Origin of the sequence: Coprobacter tertius (genome assembly GCF_024330105.1) — a bacterium.
Lineage (GTDB): Bacteria > Bacteroidota > Bacteroidia > Bacteroidales > Coprobacteraceae > Coprobacter > Coprobacter tertius.
On the sequence record NZ_JANDHW010000004.1, the window covers coordinates 222,801 to 241,795 of the forward strand.

Annotated in this window: 14 protein-coding genes; 10 read left to right on the forward strand and 4 right to left on the reverse strand. The window is 40.0% G+C overall.

The genetic code is table 11. The features are described 5' to 3' along the window. The first annotated feature begins 38 nt into the window (after positions 1 to 38). The 9 genes from NMU02_RS05765 to NMU02_RS05805 all read left to right on the forward strand — a co-directional run bounded on the left by NMU02_RS05765 (position 39) and on the right by NMU02_RS05805 (position 14,031). A complete protein-coding gene (locus tag NMU02_RS05765) occupies positions 39 to 923 on the forward strand; it encodes a helix-turn-helix transcriptional regulator (protein ID WP_255026465.1) in 885 nt (294 codons plus the stop codon). 64 nt (positions 924 to 987) lie between these two features. Continuing rightward, positions 988 to 1,734, forward strand: coding sequence for a (d)CMP kinase (cmk, locus tag NMU02_RS05770; RefSeq protein ID WP_435522015.1), 747 nt, complete (start codon positions 988 to 990; stop codon positions 1,732 to 1,734). Between the two features lie 9 nt (positions 1,735 to 1,743). Further along, on the forward strand, positions 1,744 to 2,613 hold the full coding sequence (locus NMU02_RS05775) for a 4-hydroxy-3-methylbut-2-enyl diphosphate reductase (protein ID WP_255026469.1): 870 nt from the start codon (positions 1,744 to 1,746) through the stop codon (positions 2,611 to 2,613). A gap of 76 nt (positions 2,614 to 2,689) precedes the next feature. Further along, complete coding sequence (gene pfkA / locus NMU02_RS05780) at positions 2,690 to 3,670, forward strand: 6-phosphofructokinase (protein WP_255026474.1); 981 nt, start codon at positions 2,690 to 2,692, stop codon at positions 3,668 to 3,670. 108 nt (positions 3,671 to 3,778) lie between these two features. Next, complete coding sequence (locus NMU02_RS05785) at positions 3,779 to 6,631, forward strand: endonuclease (protein ID WP_255026476.1); 2,853 nt, start codon at positions 3,779 to 3,781, stop codon at positions 6,629 to 6,631. A gap of 313 nt (positions 6,632 to 6,944) precedes the next feature. Continuing rightward, complete coding sequence (locus tag NMU02_RS05790; protein ID WP_435522016.1) at positions 6,945 to 9,191, forward strand: RelA/SpoT family protein; 2,247 nt, start codon at positions 6,945 to 6,947, stop codon at positions 9,189 to 9,191. 45 nt (positions 9,192 to 9,236) lie between these two features. Then, entirely contained in the window at positions 9,237 to 11,333 is a 2,097-nt protein-coding gene (locus NMU02_RS05795) for an HD family phosphohydrolase (RefSeq protein WP_255026480.1), read from the forward strand. 241 nt (positions 11,334 to 11,574) lie between these two features. Continuing rightward, entirely contained in the window at positions 11,575 to 12,300 is a 726-nt protein-coding gene (locus tag NMU02_RS05800) for a carbohydrate binding domain-containing protein (RefSeq protein ID WP_255026481.1), read from the forward strand. Positions 12,301 to 12,462: 162 nt separating this feature from the next. Next, on the forward strand, positions 12,463 to 14,031 hold the full coding sequence (locus NMU02_RS05805; RefSeq protein ID WP_255026482.1) for a T9SS type A sorting domain-containing protein: 1,569 nt from the start codon (positions 12,463 to 12,465) through the stop codon (positions 14,029 to 14,031). 305 nt (positions 14,032 to 14,336) lie between these two features. On the opposite strand, the gene NMU02_RS05810 is transcribed toward NMU02_RS05805, so the two are convergent. After that, complete coding sequence (locus tag NMU02_RS05810) at positions 14,337 to 14,936, reverse strand: OmpH/Skp family outer membrane protein (RefSeq protein ID WP_255026483.1); 600 nt, start codon at positions 14,934 to 14,936, stop codon at positions 14,337 to 14,339. Between the two features lie 29 nt (positions 14,937 to 14,965). Next, positions 14,966 to 15,178, reverse strand: a complete 213-nt coding sequence (locus NMU02_RS05815) for a hypothetical protein (protein ID WP_255026484.1) — start codon at positions 15,176 to 15,178, stop codon at positions 14,966 to 14,968. A gap of 161 nt (positions 15,179 to 15,339) precedes the next feature. Here NMU02_RS05815 and NMU02_RS05820 point away from each other — a divergent pair, with 161 nt between their 5' ends. Next, positions 15,340 to 16,803, forward strand: a complete 1,464-nt coding sequence (locus tag NMU02_RS05820; protein ID WP_255026485.1) for an aminoacyl-histidine dipeptidase — start codon at positions 15,340 to 15,342, stop codon at positions 16,801 to 16,803. A 71-nt stretch (positions 16,804 to 16,874) separates the two neighbouring features. Here NMU02_RS05820 and pgeF read toward each other — a convergent pair whose 3' ends face one another. Then, positions 16,875 to 17,687, reverse strand: coding sequence for a peptidoglycan editing factor PgeF (gene pgeF, locus NMU02_RS05825; RefSeq protein WP_255026592.1), 813 nt, complete (start codon positions 17,685 to 17,687; stop codon positions 16,875 to 16,877). Beyond that, a complete protein-coding gene (obgE, locus tag NMU02_RS05830; RefSeq protein WP_255026486.1) occupies positions 17,684 to 18,808 on the reverse strand; it encodes a GTPase ObgE in 1,125 nt (374 codons plus the stop codon). The genes pgeF and obgE overlap by 4 nt, the downstream gene beginning before the upstream one ends. Positions 18,809 to 18,995 lie beyond the last annotated feature (187 nt).

Genomic DNA, 18,995 nt, shown 5'->3' on the forward strand with positions numbered 1-18,995 from the left:
CCGTTATTTTTGATTCCGGAATTTAAATTAACCGGAATATGAACGTTTTAACACGCTTATATGAGACTTTATCACTTATAGATAAAATAAAAAATACTCCTTATTTATCTATCGAAGAACTGACACTCTTTATCAATTCACTTCGGGAAGATGGTCAAACATATTCGGTACGACAAGTAAAACAAAAAATCCGAGAGATAAAGATAAACTGGCATATTTCGATCGAATACAGTCGATACTATAAGGGTTATTACCTTCCTGCACAAGAAAACAGAGAGATACAAAGGATTACCGATGCCCTGTATGTTTTTTATGCATTGACGAATTCACCCGAAATCGTATTTCCGGAAAAACACATCGATGCGCAAAACAGGTATTTACCAGCTTTAGCAAAAGCCGTGACAAACCGATGTGAACTACAGTTCGATTATCATAGTTTTTCAAAAGAGACTTTCGAGATCAAAACGGTAGAACCGGTAGCTCTGAAAGAATCATATTCTCACTGGTATCTTTTAGGGAAATACCCCGGAAAAGAACGGCTGAGATCTTTTTCCCTCGATCGAATCAGAAACCCTAAGGTTACAGGTAGGATATACAAACAACCCGCATCAGAGAATATAGAAAATTTATTTGCCGACAGCTTCGGGATGTTTTCAGGCAAACAATATCCGGCAGAAGACGTTATACTGTCGTTCGACTCCCTTACCGGAAAATATCTGAAGAACAAACCCTTGCATCACTCACAAACCGTTCTCTGCGATATACCGGGCCAATTTGTCGTTCAACTCCACGTTCGCATTACTCCCGATTTTATTTCGGAATTAATGTCGCACGCAGAATCGTTACAAGTAATACATCCTGTTTCATTAAAAAAACGTATTACGGAGGTATTTGCAATGGGTATCGTGCGTAACCGTTTTTAATAAAAAAGTAAAACTTAAAATCGGACAATTTCTGACTGGAATTTATATCTTTGCCGACAGGTTAATGATTTATTACATTTCTCTTTCGCGCCTTTTCACAATAATTGAAACGAATATGAACGCAAATAATAACATAGTAATCGCAATCGACGGTTTCTCATCTTGCGGAAAAAGTACGATGGCAAAGGAGTTAGCGAAAAAATTAGGTTATATTTATATCGACAGCGGAGCTATGTACAGAGCCGTAACCTTATTTTGCATACAAAACGGTTTAGTGACAAACGGTGTTATCGATGAAGACCGTTTAAAAGACGAAATGAGAAATATTAAAATCGAATTCAGAATAAATTCCGAAGGACGTCCCGAAACTTACCTGAACGATAAAAACGTAGAACAAGAAATACGAAGTATGCAAGTATCCAATCTGGTAAGTCCGGTAAGTGCAATCGGATTTGTAAGAGAAGCGATGACACGCCTGCAACAGGACATGGGTCGTCGAAAAGGGATTGTCATGGATGGCCGAGATATCGGAACTACCGTTTTTCCAAATGCCGAATTAAAAATATTCGTTACTGCATCATCCGACACACGGGCCAAAAGAAGGCTCGAAGAAATGCTGCGAAAAGGACAAACCGCTACTTACGATGAGGTACTCAAAAATGTAGAAGAACGGGATTATATCGATCAGCACAGAACTGTAAGTCCTCTGCGTAAAGCTGATGACGCTATTCTGCTCGACAATTCGCATATGACTCTCGAGCAACAGGATCAATGGTTGTACAATGAATACTTAAAAGCAGTAAAAAAGTAAATATTCTTTATGGTAAAAATCGAGATCGACAGCGGATCCGGATTCTGTTTCGGTGTAGTTAACGCCATAAAAAAAGCAGAAGAAGAGCTCAATAAAAGCGGGATATTGTACTGCCTTGGAGACATTGTGCACAACAACCATGAAGTCGACCGGTTAAAAGCCAAAGGCCTCATTACTATCGACCACGAAAAGTTAAAAGAATTGCATGATGTTAAGGTCCTCTTACGTGCTCACGGAGAACCTCCTGAAACTTACCGTATCGCCCGGGAGAATCGCATCGAGATCATCGACGCCACTTGTCCTGTCGTTCTGCAACTGCAAAAAAAAATAAAAGAATCATATAAAGATACCGACAAAACTAACAGTCAGATCGTTATTTACGGAAAACCGGGGCATGCCGAAGTAAATGGTCTTGTCGGACAAACAGATGGAAAGGCTACCATTATAGAAGGAATAGAAGACCTCACGAAGATAAACTTCGATCAGGAAATACGGCTCTATTCGCAAACAACTAAATCGGTAGAAGGTTTTAAACATATTGTTTCTGAAATAAACCGAAAGAAAAAAGAAGGAACTTCTTTCCTATTTTACGATACCATCTGCCGCCAAGTAGCCAACCGCATTCCGAACATTCGGGACTTTGCACGAAAACACGAGCTCATTCTTTTCGTAAGCGGGAAAAAAAGTTCGAACGGAAGAGTTCTTTTCGAAGAATGTCTAAGTGTAAACCCTCAATCGAAACTCGTTTCCAATAAAGACGAAATCGAGGAAAGTTGGCTCGAAGGGAAACGAAGTATAGGTATTTGTGGAGCCACATCTACCCCTAAATGGCTTATGGAAGACGTATATGAATTTTTAAAATCGAAATTACAGGATTAAAGGTAAAAGAGATTATAACTGAATATTAATTTGTATTTTTGCTGCAAATTAATGGTTCGCAAAATTTTTAATTATTATGGCAAAAGCTAAATGTATCGGCATTCTTACTTCCGGAGGCGACGCTCCCGGAATGAACGCAGCCATTCGTGCGGTCACCAGAGCCGCAATTTATAACGGATTCGAAGTAAAAGGTATTTACAGAGGATATAAAGGATTGCTTACCGACGAAATACAAACTTTTAAAACCCAAAACGTCAGTAATATCATACAGCAGGGCGGAACGATTTTAAAAACAGCACGTTGTAAAGAATTCGAAACACCCGAAGGACGACAACTGGCATACGATACTCTGGTAAAGGAAAAAATAGATTCTCTTGTCGTCATCGGAGGAGACGGAACCCTTACCGGAGCCCGTATATTCGCCAATGAACATAACTTCCCTATCGTAGGTCTTCCCGGAACAATCGATAACGATCTTTACGGCACCGATACGACTATCGGATATGACACTGCCCTGAACACCATTATGGAAGCTGTTGATAAAATAAGGGACACGGCTACTTCTCACGAACGATTATTTTTTATAGAAGTAATGGGCCGTGATGCAGGTTTTCTGGCATTGAACGGAGCCATTGCATCGGGTGCTGAAGCCGCGATCATTCCTGAAATTGCGACAGAAGTCGACCAATTGGCAGAACTGATTAAAAACGGATTTAGAAAATCGAAAAACAGTAGTATCGTTCTCGTTGCCGAAAGCCCGAGTACCGGAGGAGCCATGCAATTGGCCGAACGGGTAAAAAACGAATATCCGCAATATGACGTCCGGGTTTCTATTTTAGGTCATCTCCAGCGAGGAGGATCTCCCTCGGCCAACGACCGTATCTTAGCTAGCCGTATGGGTGCAGCTGCTATCGATGCTATTCTCGAAGATCAGAGAAATGTAATGATCGGAATACGTAATGACCAAATCGAATACGTTCCGTTTAACAAAGCAATCAAAAACGACAAACCCATTAACCGGGAATTATTAAATACATTACGTATTCTTTCGATATAAAAGAAACCTGGTAAAAAAATAAAAGAATATCTTCCAGGCCCTTTAAAAGCTGAAGATATTCTTTTTTCTTTATATTTCAGATTATATTCCCTTAAAAACCTACCGACTATGAATAAACTTTACTCCCGCTTGTTTTCAACGGCCTTTTTGCTGTTTCTGGTCCTTGTATCTTATGCCCAAATACCTTCGGGATACTATTATCCGGCCTACGGAAAAAAAGGAGCCGAACTTAAAACAGCTCTGCATCTGATCATACGGGAAGCTCATATGCTTGCATACGGAGCCGGTCCCGGAGCGACATGGGACGGTTTCTCTCATACCGACCGTAGAGATGACGGATCGGTTTACGACATGTATTCCGACATACATAGGGAATTCGATGGGACTAATGGTGTTAATGGTATGCATATAGAACATTCTTTACCAAATAGCTGGTGGGGAGGTATACACAATAATGCCTTCAACGACTTACACCATTTATATCCGGCAGACGCAACGATAAACATTTCTAAAAGTAACAATCCTCTTGGTATCGTCACCGGAAAACCATTACAAGATAACGGGGTAAGTAAAACCGGAAAAAATGGATTTGGAACTGTATATACCGGTAATTGTTTCGAACCGGCCGATGAATACAAAGGAGATTTTGCACGTTCGTACCTTTATATGGTCACAGCTTATGAAGATTTCGCTCCGATTTGGAACAGTCCCATGATAATTCCGAACAGTACCTATCCGGTATGGGAAAAATGGGCGATCGATTTACTGATGAGTTGGGACAAAAAAGATATAGTCAGCGATAAAGAACTGAAACGTACTGAAGAAGTATATAAAATTCAGGGAAACCGGAACCCATTTATCGACTACCCCGAACTGGTTGATTATATCTGGGGAGATAAAACAGATCAGGTATTTCCGTTCCCTGAAATTACCGAGCCTACTATTATTACTCCGAGAACAGGAAAAGAAATCGATTTCGGACTATTGCTCAAAGGTAACAGCAAACAGCTGTCATTAGATATTCAAGCTCTTTGTCTGACTTCTCCCCTTCATCTGGAATGGAAAAATGCAACCGAACGACTCTCTCTTTCAAAAAATGAAATTCCGGTAAACGAGGCTTCTGCCGGGACCAGCGTCGTTATAACGTATTCGGCCGTAGAAGACGGATATAATACCGATACATTACTCATCAGTAGCGATGGCATAGCCACTCCCGTAATGGTAAAAATACAGAGTGGGTGCAGTTCCGATTTTATGGTATTACCCGTAGAAAAAATATCGGCAACAGATGCTACTCTTACCTGGATGAACCATCCTGAGGCTACCCAATACAGTGTAGACGTATATCAGGGAAACCTACAATCGGGAGATTTAATGATCTCATCTTATATCGAAGGCAGCAGTAACAATAAAGCAATAGAAATATATAACGGAACCGGAGAAGATGTAAACTTGTCGAAATACAGTCTGCGAAAACAGACCAACGGTGACGGGGAATTCCTCGCTGAATATAAAATGACCGGTATTTTGGCCGACGGGCAATCTTATCTGCTTGTTGCCGCGAATTGCAGTAACGAAGCATTACTTTCTCAAAGCGACGTACTGGTTCCTTCGACCAATTCCAGTCCCCTCTCATTTAACGGAAACGATGCAGTTGGTCTTTATCATAACGGCATACTTATCGATATGGTGGGTATCGTCGATGGGGGCAACGATAATTATTGGGGACAGGATGTCACTCTTACCCGAAAACAAGAAATAACAATGCCATCGATAAAATACATTGAAAGCGAATGGGATAGTTATCCGGTCGATTATTTCGATGCGATCGGAACCCATAAAATTACATTCGACCAAGATCAGCATTTTATTTTACAAGGAAGTAAGAGCGTAAGTAACCAAATAAATATAAAAAACCTCGAACCGCTACAGCAATACAGTTTCAAGGTAAGCGCTATCACACCCTCAGGCAATATCCTTTCAGAAAATTCAGTACGATTCACAACATCGCCTCTATCTGCACCGGAAGCTCTCGAAGCGACCGGCATCGCCTCCGATTCTTTTAAGGCAAACTGGGATCCGACCCCGGAAACCGACGAATACCGAATCGATCTGTTTACACTGACAGGAAATGGAGAAAAAACGGATGAATATGATTTCAATACAGTTGTAAACGGAAAACCCCTTCCCGAAGGTTGGACCGGAACCGTTAGCGGGAGTTATACTTCGACAACCAATTCGGGAAAATCTCCAAACTCATTGGGGTTCAAGAATGACACCGAATATATACAAAGTACCGAATACGCAAGTCCGATTAGCAAATTATCGTTCTTCTATGGATTTGTTTCGGCAGGAGAAGGATCGCATTTTACTGTAGAACTTCTGAAAAATAACGCCTGGACACTGGTTGAAACCGTGCAATACGAAACCGGTAAAAAAACTTGGGAACAATCTTTTACAGAAGAAGAAAATGTAAAAGCATTCAGAATCACTTACTACAAAACCAAAGGAAATTTTTTCATCGATGACGTATCGGTAACTTACGGAAATTCCCAGTTGAACTATATTGTCGAAAAACTACCTGTTACAGGAAATAACTATTCCTTCACCGGACTAAATGAAAAGACAACTTATTATTATCGTGTATTCGCAGCTTCAGGTGATCTCTTGTCAGAAGCCAGTGAAACGATTTCGGTAACGACTACCGACGCATCGGGTATCGAAACCGATATACTCGGAAATTCCGTTATCTATACATACGGCGGAAACATAATCATCGACGGATTGCAAGGAAATGAACACATCACGATCTTCAACCTTTCGGGAAATCTTATTACAAATATATCTGCCGGTAATATTCAAGTAAAATACACGGTAAATACTCCGGGGATTTATCTCGTACGCATACAATCGGGCAAACAATGTATAACACGCAAAGTAGCCATATCGGGAATTAATTGAATTTAATTCTTCCTGAAAACCCCAAAATCGGCAACAAGAAAAAAGATTTCCTTGTTGCCGATTTTTTTTAAGAATACCGCCCACCGCATTTACATCTGATTATATTTCAAAAAAAGGGACAAAACTCCTCTAAATATTTTCATTTCATCCGATATATTTATAAAACTTTCACATAAAAGAAATCAGATAAATTTTTATTTCTTTTGTTATTCATGTAAATACAATTCCTGAAGGCCAAATTCAGCAGCAAACCATAGTTCTTTTTGAATTATTTTTTTTAAGTTTGCTGATTATGTATAACCCGGGCATGAATATGAGTGAACCAAGCAATATAGAAAAAGCGGAAAACGAAATGATCGAAAGGGAATTTCAGGCTTTACTGACTGATTACCTGAAATCGAACCACCGCAAAAAGACCGACATAATCGAACGGGCTTTCCGTTTTGCCAACGAGGCCCACAAGGGCATTCGGCGTCGTTCGGGCGAACCGTACATATTGCATCCGATTGCCGTAGCCCGTATTGCCTGCAAAGAGATAGGACTGGGTTCCACATCGATTTGTTCGGCTTTGCTGCATGACGTAGTAGAAGATACCGAATATACAGTAGAGGATATAGAAAATCTTTTCGGACGAAAAATTGCACAAATTGTTGCCGGTCTTACTAAAATATCGGGAGGTATTTTCGGAGATCAAGCCTCTGCTCAAGCCGAGAATTTCAGAAAACTCTTACTCACTATGTCCGAAGACATACGTGTGATTCTGATAAAAATGGCCGACCGTCTGCACAATATGCGCACCTTAGGTTCTATGCTACCCAGCAAACAGTACAAAATCGCCGGAGAAACACTGTATATTTATGCTCCTCTCGCCCATCGCTTGGGATTATTCGCAATAAAAACCGAACTGGAAGATTTGAGTTTTAAATACGAGCATCCCGACGCATATAATGAGATCAGCCAAAAAATAGCCGAAACCGAAGCAAACCGTCAGGCTATCTATAAAGATTTTGCTGCGCCAATCGTAAAAAAATTAAAAGAGACCGGCCTTAAATTCGAAATGAAAGCCCGGGTTAAATCGGTATATTCTATCTGGAATAAGATGCAAAGTAAGAATATACCGTTTGAAGAAGTCTACGATTTATATGCGGTACGCATTATTTTCGATCCCGATAAAGACGAAGACGAAAAAAAAGAATGCTGGAATATTTATTCGATCATTACCGATATATATAAACTGCATCCCGAACGTATACGGGATTGGGTTAGCCGTCCGAAAGCAAACGGCTACCGGGCTTTACATGTTACGGTAATGGGACCCGATGGAAACTGGATCGAAGTACAAATACGCAGCCGCAAAATGGACGACATTGCCGAAAGAGGTTTTGCCGCCCATTGGAAATACAAAGTCGGCGAATCGGATGAAGAATCGGAACTCGATATCTGGCTGAAAACAATTAAAGAAATTCTTGAAAATCCGGAACCTAACGCCCTCGATTTTCTCGATACGATAAAACTAAACCTTTTCGCTTCCGAAATATTCGTATTTACACCGAAAGGAGAACTAAAAACATTACCCAAAGACGCCACTGCACTCGATTTTGCATTTACCCTGCACTCGGATATGGGATACCACTGTATTGCCGCCAAAGTAAACCACAAACTCGTGCCTATCAGTCAAAAACTGCAAAGCGGCGACCAGGTAGAAATTCTTACCTCACGATCTCAGTCGCCTAAACCCGAATGGGTGCAATTCGTGACTACGGCAAAAGCGAAAACAAGACTTCAGGCTGCTTTACGCAAAGACCGCAAAGCGATCATTGCTAAAGGAGAGGAGATATTTAAAAACTTCCTGAAAGAAAACAACTTTGCTGAAAGTCTGCAAAACATCGATAAATTACTGAACCATTACCGCATCGACAAAAAAGATGAACTCTTTTATCGATTAGGTGAAAATGAAATCTCTCTGAACGAAAATACCAAGAAACTACTGAAAGAAAAAAATCAGAATGTTTTCATGAAATATTTGCGAATTCCGTTCGGAGGTAACAACAAAACACCACAAACGATCGAAAAAGGGGATACCTGCCCTACTGAAAAAATCGATCGCAAAGCAACTTATCTCCTTAAAGATGACGGGAATCACAAAAATTATTCACTGGCCACCTGTTGTCATCCCATTCCCGGAGACGATGTTCTCGGCTACGTGAACGAAAACGAACAAGTCATCGTACACAAACGGTCATGCCCCGTAGCCATGCGACTGAAAAGCAGTTTCGGTTCCAGACTGGTTTCTACACAATGGGACAATAACATAATAGAATCTTTCCCTGCAACAATCCAGATAAAAGGGATCGACCATGTAGGAGTCCTCAATCAGATTACACAAATTATTTCTACCGACCTGGCTGTAAATATACGGAACCTGTCGATAGATGCCAAAGACGGTCTTTTTACCGGAACGCTAAGTGTACTGGTACATGATGCAAAAGATGTAGAACGTCTCTGCAACGATATTAAAAAGGTAAAAGAAGTTAAATCGGCAATACGCATCGACAATTAACCCGAAGCCGATATCGTCAAACTGATAATTCTGATATAAAGATTTATGGAAGTAAAGAAAAAATATAAATTCATTTCGAGGAAAGCCCTATTTCAGACCTTATTTTTTATAGGGGCAGTATTACTCACCATTTATTTTTATCCGAGAGAAGAAAAATTCCGTTACCATTTTCAGGAAGGGAAACCATGGAAATACGGACTATTGACAGCTTCTTTCGATTTTCCTATTTATAAAAGCAGAGATCAGGTAAAAAGGGAACAAGATAGCATCTTAAAAACCTTACAACCTTATATAACTTACAATCCCGAGATCGGGAAAAAACAAGTAGAACGGTTTCAGTCGGCCTATCATACCTCTCTGAAAAACAAACTTTCCGTTTCTTTATATAATAACATTTTCAATGCAATACAAGAAGTTTACAAACAAGGAATCATCGCGCCTTCAGTATATGATTCGTTGCAAAAAATACCTGGATTACAAGTAAGGATCATCGAAAACAATATTGCCAAAACATATCCTGCTCAAAATTTACTTACGCCTCGAGCCGCATACGAAGAAATCCTGGCAAAACTTCCTGACGACGGAAGTCGCAGCTCGCTTTACGACTATAATCTGCATACTTACCTGAGCGAAAATATGACATTCGACAGAGAGACGACTAACAAAATAAAAAACGAACTACTGCAACGAATTTCACTATCATCGGGTGTCGTACAAGCGGGTGAACGCATTGTCGACCGAGGTGAAATAATTTCACCGCATACATATCGCATTTTAAAATCACTCGAAAGCGTTACTTTAAAGAAAACGGTAAATCTCGAACACCGGGAAACTACACTTTTAGGAGAAGCGATCGTAATTACCTGTCTGTTTTCATTTTTCTATCTATTTCTGGCATTATTCAGACCTCATATCTTCAACGACCTGCGAAGCCTGGGATTTCTGTTGCTTATGATAGTAAGTGTTACGCTGACTGCCTATTTCCTTACCCAAATGAAATTACTAGGAATCTATCTGGTTCCATTCGCAATTCTACCGATCATTGTAGTCACCTTCCTCGATTCCCGTATCGCTTTATATGCACATCTCATTACAGTACTGTTGTGTGCGTTCGCCGCCCCATTTTCCCTCGAATTTATTTTTCTTCAGATTATTGTCGGTATGACGGCGATCGACAGTTTGAGCGAATTGGTTAAACGATCACAACTCGTACGCTGCGCATTTCTCGTATTTATGGCATACAGTATCAGTTACGTAGGATATACTTTACTTTCAGAAGGAGACTGGACAAAAATAAACTGGAATATGTTCCTCTATTTCGGAGGAAGCAGTGCATTATTATTATTTGCATACCTACTTATTTACCTACTCGAAAAAACATTCGGTTTTATTTCGAATGTTACTTTGGTCGAACTATCGGATATCAACTCTCCCATCCTGCGACAATTGTCCGAGATTTGTCCGGGAACCTTCCAGCATTCTATGCAAGTCGCAAATCTGGCCTCCGAAGCAGCCAACAAAATAGGGGCAAAAGCACAACTGGTAAGAACCGGCGCTTTATATCACGACATCGGCAAATTAGGAAACCCCGCATTTTTCACTGAAAATCAGTCGGGAGTCAATCCTCACCAAACCATCTCTTATGAGCAAAGTGCAAAAATTATCATACAACATATTACCGATGGGTTAAAGATGGCCGATAAGCTGATGCTTCCACAAGCAATAAAAGATTTTATCGCTACACATCACGGTAAAAGCAAAACAAAATACTTTTATAATTCATACAAAAATGAATTCCCCGATTACCCCATCAACGAAGCATCTTTTACTTATCCGGGGCCTAACCCATTTACCAAAGAAACAGCCATACTCATGATGGCTGATTCGGTAGAAGCCGCATCCCGAAGTTTAAAAGAATATACCGAAGAATCTATATCTAAACTGGTAAACCACATCATCGACAGTCAGATTGCCGACGGGCTGATGAAAAACGCCCCTATCAGTTTCAGAGATGTAGAAATCATCAAAAACGTATTTATCGAAAAACTAAAAACGATGTATCACACCCGTATCAGTTACCCCGAGTTGAAACAAGAAGAAAAAAATCCCGGCTTTACTGATAAAGCGAACACAAAAGAATAAATATTTTCCAGAAAAATTAGAATGGTACCTTTTGACAAAAGGTACCATTTTTTTTACACACCCAATCATTTCCTCCATTAACCACCCCTACAGATAGCTGAGAATGAATAGGTGTTCCAAAATTAAAAATATGGGATTCACACAAGTAGAAAAAGCATTTCGGTTATCTCATTTGTATGTAATATTGCAACTGTAATACTACCTGAAAAGTAGCCGGTTTTAGCCTTTTAAAATAATCATTATGAAAGCTATGAAAGCATTGTTTCTATTCACATTATTTTTTTCTTTGGCACTACATGTCGAATCACAAAATATTATTCATAACGGTGGATTTGAAGATACCCCGTCGACATATACGATATTGCTACACGATGCATATTTTATACCTCGTGTAAAGGGATTTTTCGAAAAGAAAACAGAAACCTCTAATCCCCCGATAGAAACAAATAAAACAGAAACCGGGAAATGGTACAAAAAAGCTTCGAATACAGGTTATATCATTGCCGAAATACAAGATAAAGAAAAAGCCTCGGGCGAATATTCTCTTTATTTACGCAATTCCCCACATATGAACCAAGATAATCCCAAATGGTATCAGTGCGTGCTTATACAACCGGTTTCTCTCGAAAACGATTCTCAATACCGTCTTACCTTTAAAGCTAAAAAAGAAAACGATCCCGAAAATCATATCACAAAGCTTACTGCTGTTATTACCGATGAATCTTCAAAAATAAATTATACGATATTTATTAAACTAAAAGACAATGACGAATGGAACGACTACTCGGTTCTTTTCGATTTAAAAAATTTCAAAGAAAGGCAACTAAGTAAAAAAGAAAATGAAAATAAGACATTCGATTATAGAAACGGGATTATCGGTATCTCGGCTAATCCCGAAACAAGCAACCATAAAACATTGTTGAGCAGCATCTTTTTAGACGATATCTCATTAGAGAAAATACAATAAATAAAATAGACTCATTATCCAATCAATTCATACTATTTCAATCCGGTGTTCCTTTTTGTTTCACGCCAGAAACGAATACCATAAACAAAAAATGGGTATCCAAACCCACATTAGATACTCGTTTTTTGTTTAAAATCAATTTTACAAACTAAAACAATACCTATGAAAACAAAACTACTCTCTTTTTTATTAATCACCGGCTGTATTGCCGTACAAGCTCAGGAAAACAAAATTCTGAACGGTGGATTCGAAATCGGAGAACTTCAGCCCAATCCTAATAGCGTTACCCACAATTACGAATGGTATTCAGTGGTTAAAAATACCGATTCCCCCCAGGAAGGAACACTTGGGTATTCGTCCGAATCATCGCGGGAAGGTCTCCAGTCATTAAAATTCACCTGCAATTATAATCTCAATGACCGCTATTCGATGTATGTCGCTCAATCCGGCCTTGCACTCGAGAAAAAAATATATACTGTAACCCTGTTCGCAAAATCAGATAAAGAAGTACAACTTGCCATACAATTCTATGGGTACGAAGGCGATACTCAAAAATTATCGAATGACCGATCGATCACAATAAGCGGAGACAACAACTGGCATTCTTATTCTATCGATGCCGACATGAATAGCTTAGGTACCAATTGGGATTATGATAAACCGATCGATATAAGGATCGCACTGGCAAAACAAGATTTATCAGGTAGTCCTGTCAATGTATATGTCGACGACGTTTACGTAAAAGAAAAGACAAACGAATTTTGGGTAAAATTAGGAAATTACAGTTTCGAAGGAGATGGCTCTACCACCACATCCATACCGGGCTGGGGTGTAAGCAAACCTATACAGAACAAATTTCAAATTATATCCGACGATGTCATTCAAGGAAACAACGCATTCAAATCTATTCCTGAAGAAGATGGTGGCTATATCGAATTGTATCCCAATGCTGCCAATACTCCCATTCCTAAAGATAAAAAAATACGGGTAACTTTCTATGCAAAATCAGCAACAACCAACCCAATATTACAACCATTCTTTTTTGTCATGAACAAAGGCGCAGGCATGGGAAAAAACGCAAATAATTTACTATCGCTAAGTAACCGATGGGAAAAATACAGCGTTATATATAATTTCGACGATCCCGATTACAATGCCGACCAACCCTCGAGATTACGCTTCGCGCTTTCTCCCCAAGATACCTATCTCGATTTTATTACTATCGATGAAGTTTCAAACAGCCGATATATTACTCCCGAGATTACAGGATTACCTTCTACACTGAGTCTCGATAAAAATCAAGAAGGAATAATTCAACCGGATATTATCTCGACCGATTATATATTTTGTAAAGCGACCAGCCCGGATACGAATCTTACCATCGAAAAATATGGACGTACCGGTTTTAAAGTATCGAGTGCGAAAGATGGGATATATACACTTAATATAACTTACACCGATAATATTACGAAAACAAACTTTGTTGTAGAAATAACCGTCGGCAATGGAGAAAATATCGAGAATAACTCGAACACCGACCATCTTGTATACAGCGATAAAGGCAATATCATCATTAAGGGGGAAAAAGAAACAGTTTCTATTTACGATATTAACGGTTCTTTAATCGATACACGGATAATTTCAAACGGGGTAGAAATAATTTCCGTACCGACTCCGGGAATCTATCTGGTTCGTATTTCTGAGAAGACCTATAAAGTCTTTGTAAATTAATAAATTGCTCACAGTTTATAATTAAGGCTTGATTAATTGATCAGGGGTGAGAGCAGAAATATCGGCTCTTACCCCTTTTTATTCGTAAATACAATATCTTTTGGATGAAAATTCGGGACCTTACCAATAAAGGTGCATAGAAAAAAAATAAAAACGTCTATTTTCTTATCACATCAACCTTAACACATATCCATTATTGTATAGCAGAAACGCCTTATCTATATAAAACGGGACCCAAGAATATATAAAAATGCAGAAGGCCGCTATATATAAAGCGGCCTTCTGCATTTTTATATATTTAATTTTTATTTCTTGGCAGCGTTATAACGTTTATTCAACATTACGATCACTTCATTGGTAATATCGAATGAAGGATTAATATATAGCGTACTCAGATTATTCAGAATCACATCGTATTTCTTAGTCTGATTATACTCTTTGATAAAAGTCATGATGGAATCATTCATTTGAGAAAGCATATTTTGCTGCTCTTGTATATTTTCTTTTTCGAGTCGTTCGCCCAAAGCTTGCAAATCGTTCTGTTTTTTCGCTAACCGTTGCTGTTCCTGCTCGAAGCGTTCTTGAGATAAAAACGCATTATTTTTATATTTACGCTGAAAATCTTCTCCGTCACGTTGCAAGTCACGAGCCTTTTCATTAAAGCTCGCCCGGGCATCTTCTGCTTTACGGATAAGTCTTTCATTAAGGAATTTAGCATATTCATACTTTTGCAATACCGAATCGACATTGATATATGCGACAGAGAGTCCGTTTGACGCAACTTTTTCGACATTAGCGGTGGTTTCTGCTTTATCATCCGCAGCCTTTTCTTGTTTGCACTGGGCAAAAGATAATACAACGGCAACAGCGACAGCCGAATGCATCAAATGAGTAGCAATTTTCATAATTTTCTAATTTTATTCTGGCTTAAAATTTAGTTGTTCTTCATCAGATCGGTTAATGTTTTTTGTTCACGATCCCGCAAATCTGTGGTCATCGCACACGATATATTTCTTTTTCTCATTTCCTTGCTATCGCCGATATGCGTACTGGGGAAACGGCCGTTTTTAACAAATATGACTTTTATTCCTAAAAGAATAAAAGCAAGTGCAACAATCAAGGCCGTAAAAAGAATCGTATTCCACATTTTGATTATATTTGTGGTGCAAATATAAAAATAAAGTCTGATTTAATTGGTTAATAGCCGTATTTTTGAAATATATATCGTTTTAACGGCTTAATTTAACACTAATTTATCAGCACTCCGACTGTTTTTAAGAATAATAACCCCTATAATCCATTTATATTATGGAAATAAAAGATCTTAAGCCCGAACTAATCTGGCATTATTTTGATGAAATCACTAAAGTTCCGCGTCCTTCGAAAAAAGAAGGTAAAATAAAAGCATTCCTTCTCAATTTCGCAAAAGAGAATAGCCTCGAAGCCAAAGAAGACAAAACGGGGAACATACTCATCACAAAACCAGCTACTAAAGGGCATGAAGAAGCCCCTACCGTTATACTGCAATCACACATGGATATGGTATGCGAAAAAAATAACGGTACAGTTCACGATTTTGAAAACGATCCTATCGAAACTTATATCGACGGTGAATGGGTAAAAGCAAAAGGAACCACTCTCGGAGCCGATAACGGAATCGGAATGGCTGCAGCACTGGCTGTTTTGGCTTCGAACGATCTCCCACACGGAAAAATAGAAGCATTATTTACCGTCGATGAAGAAACCGGCCTTACAGGAGCCTTCGGTATGAAAGCCGGATTTATCACCGGTGACATCCTGCTCAATTTAGACTCGGAAGACGAAGCCGAAATATTTATCGGATGTGCCGGCGGAATCGGAACAACAGCAATATTTACATACAAGCCCACCATGATCCCGCAAGATCATATTTTTTTCCGTATTACAGTAAAAAACCTGAAAGGAGGACATTCGGGCAGCGATATCGATAAAGGACTGGGCAATGCAAACAAGATACTCGACCGTTTCTTGATAAAAATACTGAAAAAGTACGACATGGCACTTTGCAGTATCGACGGTGGAAACCTGCATAATGCTATCGCCCGCGAAGCAACAGCCGTTATCGGATTACATAAATCCGAAAAAGAGAAATTACGGGTCGATATGAACCAGTTCATCGCCCTGATGGAAGAAGAATATAACGGGATAGAACCCGATATGAAAATCCTGCTCGAAAGCGAAGAACACCAGAATATTTGTATCGATCGCCAAACGACTTTCGCCCTTATCAATGGTCTGAACGCCTGCCCGCACGGAGTTATCGCCATGAGTCGCGATATTCCGGGACTGGTAGAAACATCAACTAATTTGGCATCGGTAAAAATGGCGGGCGAAGACAAAATTATTGTTACTACAAGCCAGCGCAGTTCTACCGAATCGTTTAAAGAAGAGATCGCATCCCGTATCGAAAGCGTATTTACACTTGCCGGAGCCGTGGTAACCCACAACGAGGGATACCCCGGATGGAAACCGAATCTCAACTCTCAGATTCTGAAGATCGCCATCGAATCTTACGAAAAACTCTATCACATTACCCCGGCTGTAAAAGCGATACACGCCGGTCTCGAATGCGGACTGTTCCTCGAAAAATACCCGCATCTCGATATGATTTCGTTCGGCCCCACTTTACAAGGAGTTCACTCTCCCGACGAAAAAATGCACATACCGGCCGTAGAAAAGTTCTGGAATCATCTGGTTGCTATCCTTAAAAAAGTAGCAGAATTAAAAAAATAATTCCTAAAAGGATTTTATAAATAAAGAGCGCCTGATTGAAAACGGCGCTCTTTATTTGTATCTTATAAAAATCAACGCAAAAATATTCCCGATACGAATCGTCCGGAAGCAATTCCCAGTTTGCGAGCCGAATAAAACTCTTTATGATACGTTCGGGTACAGATGCCTGCCGTTTCGATATGAGAAAGCAAAATCCCCGAACGAATAAGCATATACCGATTGGCCTCCCAAAGATCGATATGAGATTTACCGGTCGCAGCATTTCGCATCCAGATGCGGTCCATCGGGAAACCGGCATCACGAAATTCTAAAACGACTTCTTCGCCCACCTCAAACCGAGATATACTTATCGACGGTCCGATCCCCACAATCACATCGCGAGGATCACAATCATATAAAGCAATCATCTTTTGCACACACCCGGCGGCAATCCCATTCACAGTTCCTCTCCATCCGGCATGTACAGCCGCAACCACTTTCTTTTCGGGATCATATAGCAACAATGGGACACAATCGGCTGTTGTCACCCCTATCGCGATATTTTTCATAGAAGTAATCAGGCCGTCGATTCCGGCTAAAGCCATCGACCGGTCTTTTCCCGGCAACGAAAACCATTCTTCATTTATCTCGAGAATTTTATCCCCATGTACCTGATACGGAAGAATTAAAGACGAAGTATCGATACCGAGTACATCGCATAACCTTTTCCGGTTACTCTCCACAATACAGATATTCCGATCGCCCGATACCCCCAAATCAAAAGATGAATAGGCATCTCCCGCTTCGGCACCGTTACGAGTCGTCACAAAATTAAAAATGTCGCCATACGCCGATAAACGGTCGAACGACAACATTTCTATCCCTTTTTTACCGGTACGAATCATTCTTTCCAATCCATTTCTTCATAATTATCTTCATCATTCGACTCTGAACTTCCCAAATCGAAGTCATCTTCTTCACGCACACGATGACTAACATCGAGATTACGATGCGTTACGGTAGTTATCTTATTTTCCTCCTTATTCAGCTCTATCCATAAAAGATCTTTCAGTTCCTGTATTCCCTGTCCGGTTACAGAAGATATGAAAACACAAGGGATATCGGGTAAATCCTGCTTAAGAGCATATGTAAGTTCATCGTCGAGCATATCGCATTTCGTTACCGCCAGTACTCTTTGTTTATCGAGCAATTCGGGATTGAACTGCCGAATTTCATTCAATAAAACCTCGTATTCGGTTTTAATATCCTTGCTGTCGGCCGGAACCATAAACAACAACAAAGAATTACGCTCGATATGCCTCAAAAAGCGCAATCCGAGCCCGCGTCCTTCACTGGCTCCTTCGATAATACCCGGTATATCGGCCATAACAAACGACCGGTTATCACGATAAGATACGATACCCAAATTTGGTTCTAATGTCGTAAAAGGATAGTCCGCGATTTTCGGTCTGGCAGCAGATACGGTAGAAAGTAATGTCGACTTACCGGCATTCGGAAACCCGACCAAACCGACATCTGCCAATAGTTTCAATTCCATAATCACCGACCGTTCCTGAGCCGGTTCTCCGGGTTGCGCATAACGCGGCGTCTGATTAGTCGCCGAACGAAAATGCCAGTTTCCCAATCCTCCTCGGCCCCCCTTCAATAAAATCAATTCCTGGCCGTCTTCGGTCACTTCGCAAAGGTATTCACCGGTATCAGCATCGAAAACAACCGTACCGCACGGAACCTCGATAACTTGATCTTCCCCATCTTTTCCGTAACTGCGGCTTGCACCGCCGTGCCCGCCGTGCCCGGCAAATATATGTCTCGAAAACTTCAGATGCAACAGCGTCCAATAATTACGGTTAGCCTTTAAAATAATATGACCGCCGCGACCACCGTCACCTCCATCGGGTCCTCCTTTGGTGATAAATTTTTCCCGGTGTAAATGTACCGAGCCTGCCCCTCCTTTTCCGGAACGGCAATGTATTTTTACGTAATCGACAAAATTAGACCCTGCCATAATCTATATTTATTATTGTATGCAAACCGGTATCAAAATAATTCCGGCACCCATACGATGATGATTTAATTAAACAAAGATACGATTTTCCTGATTTCCGGCAAAACTCGGTATTCTCTATAAAAAACAAATCGGGAAAGAAATGACCCGAAGGCATTCTCTTTCCCGGCTTATTTAATCGACTATA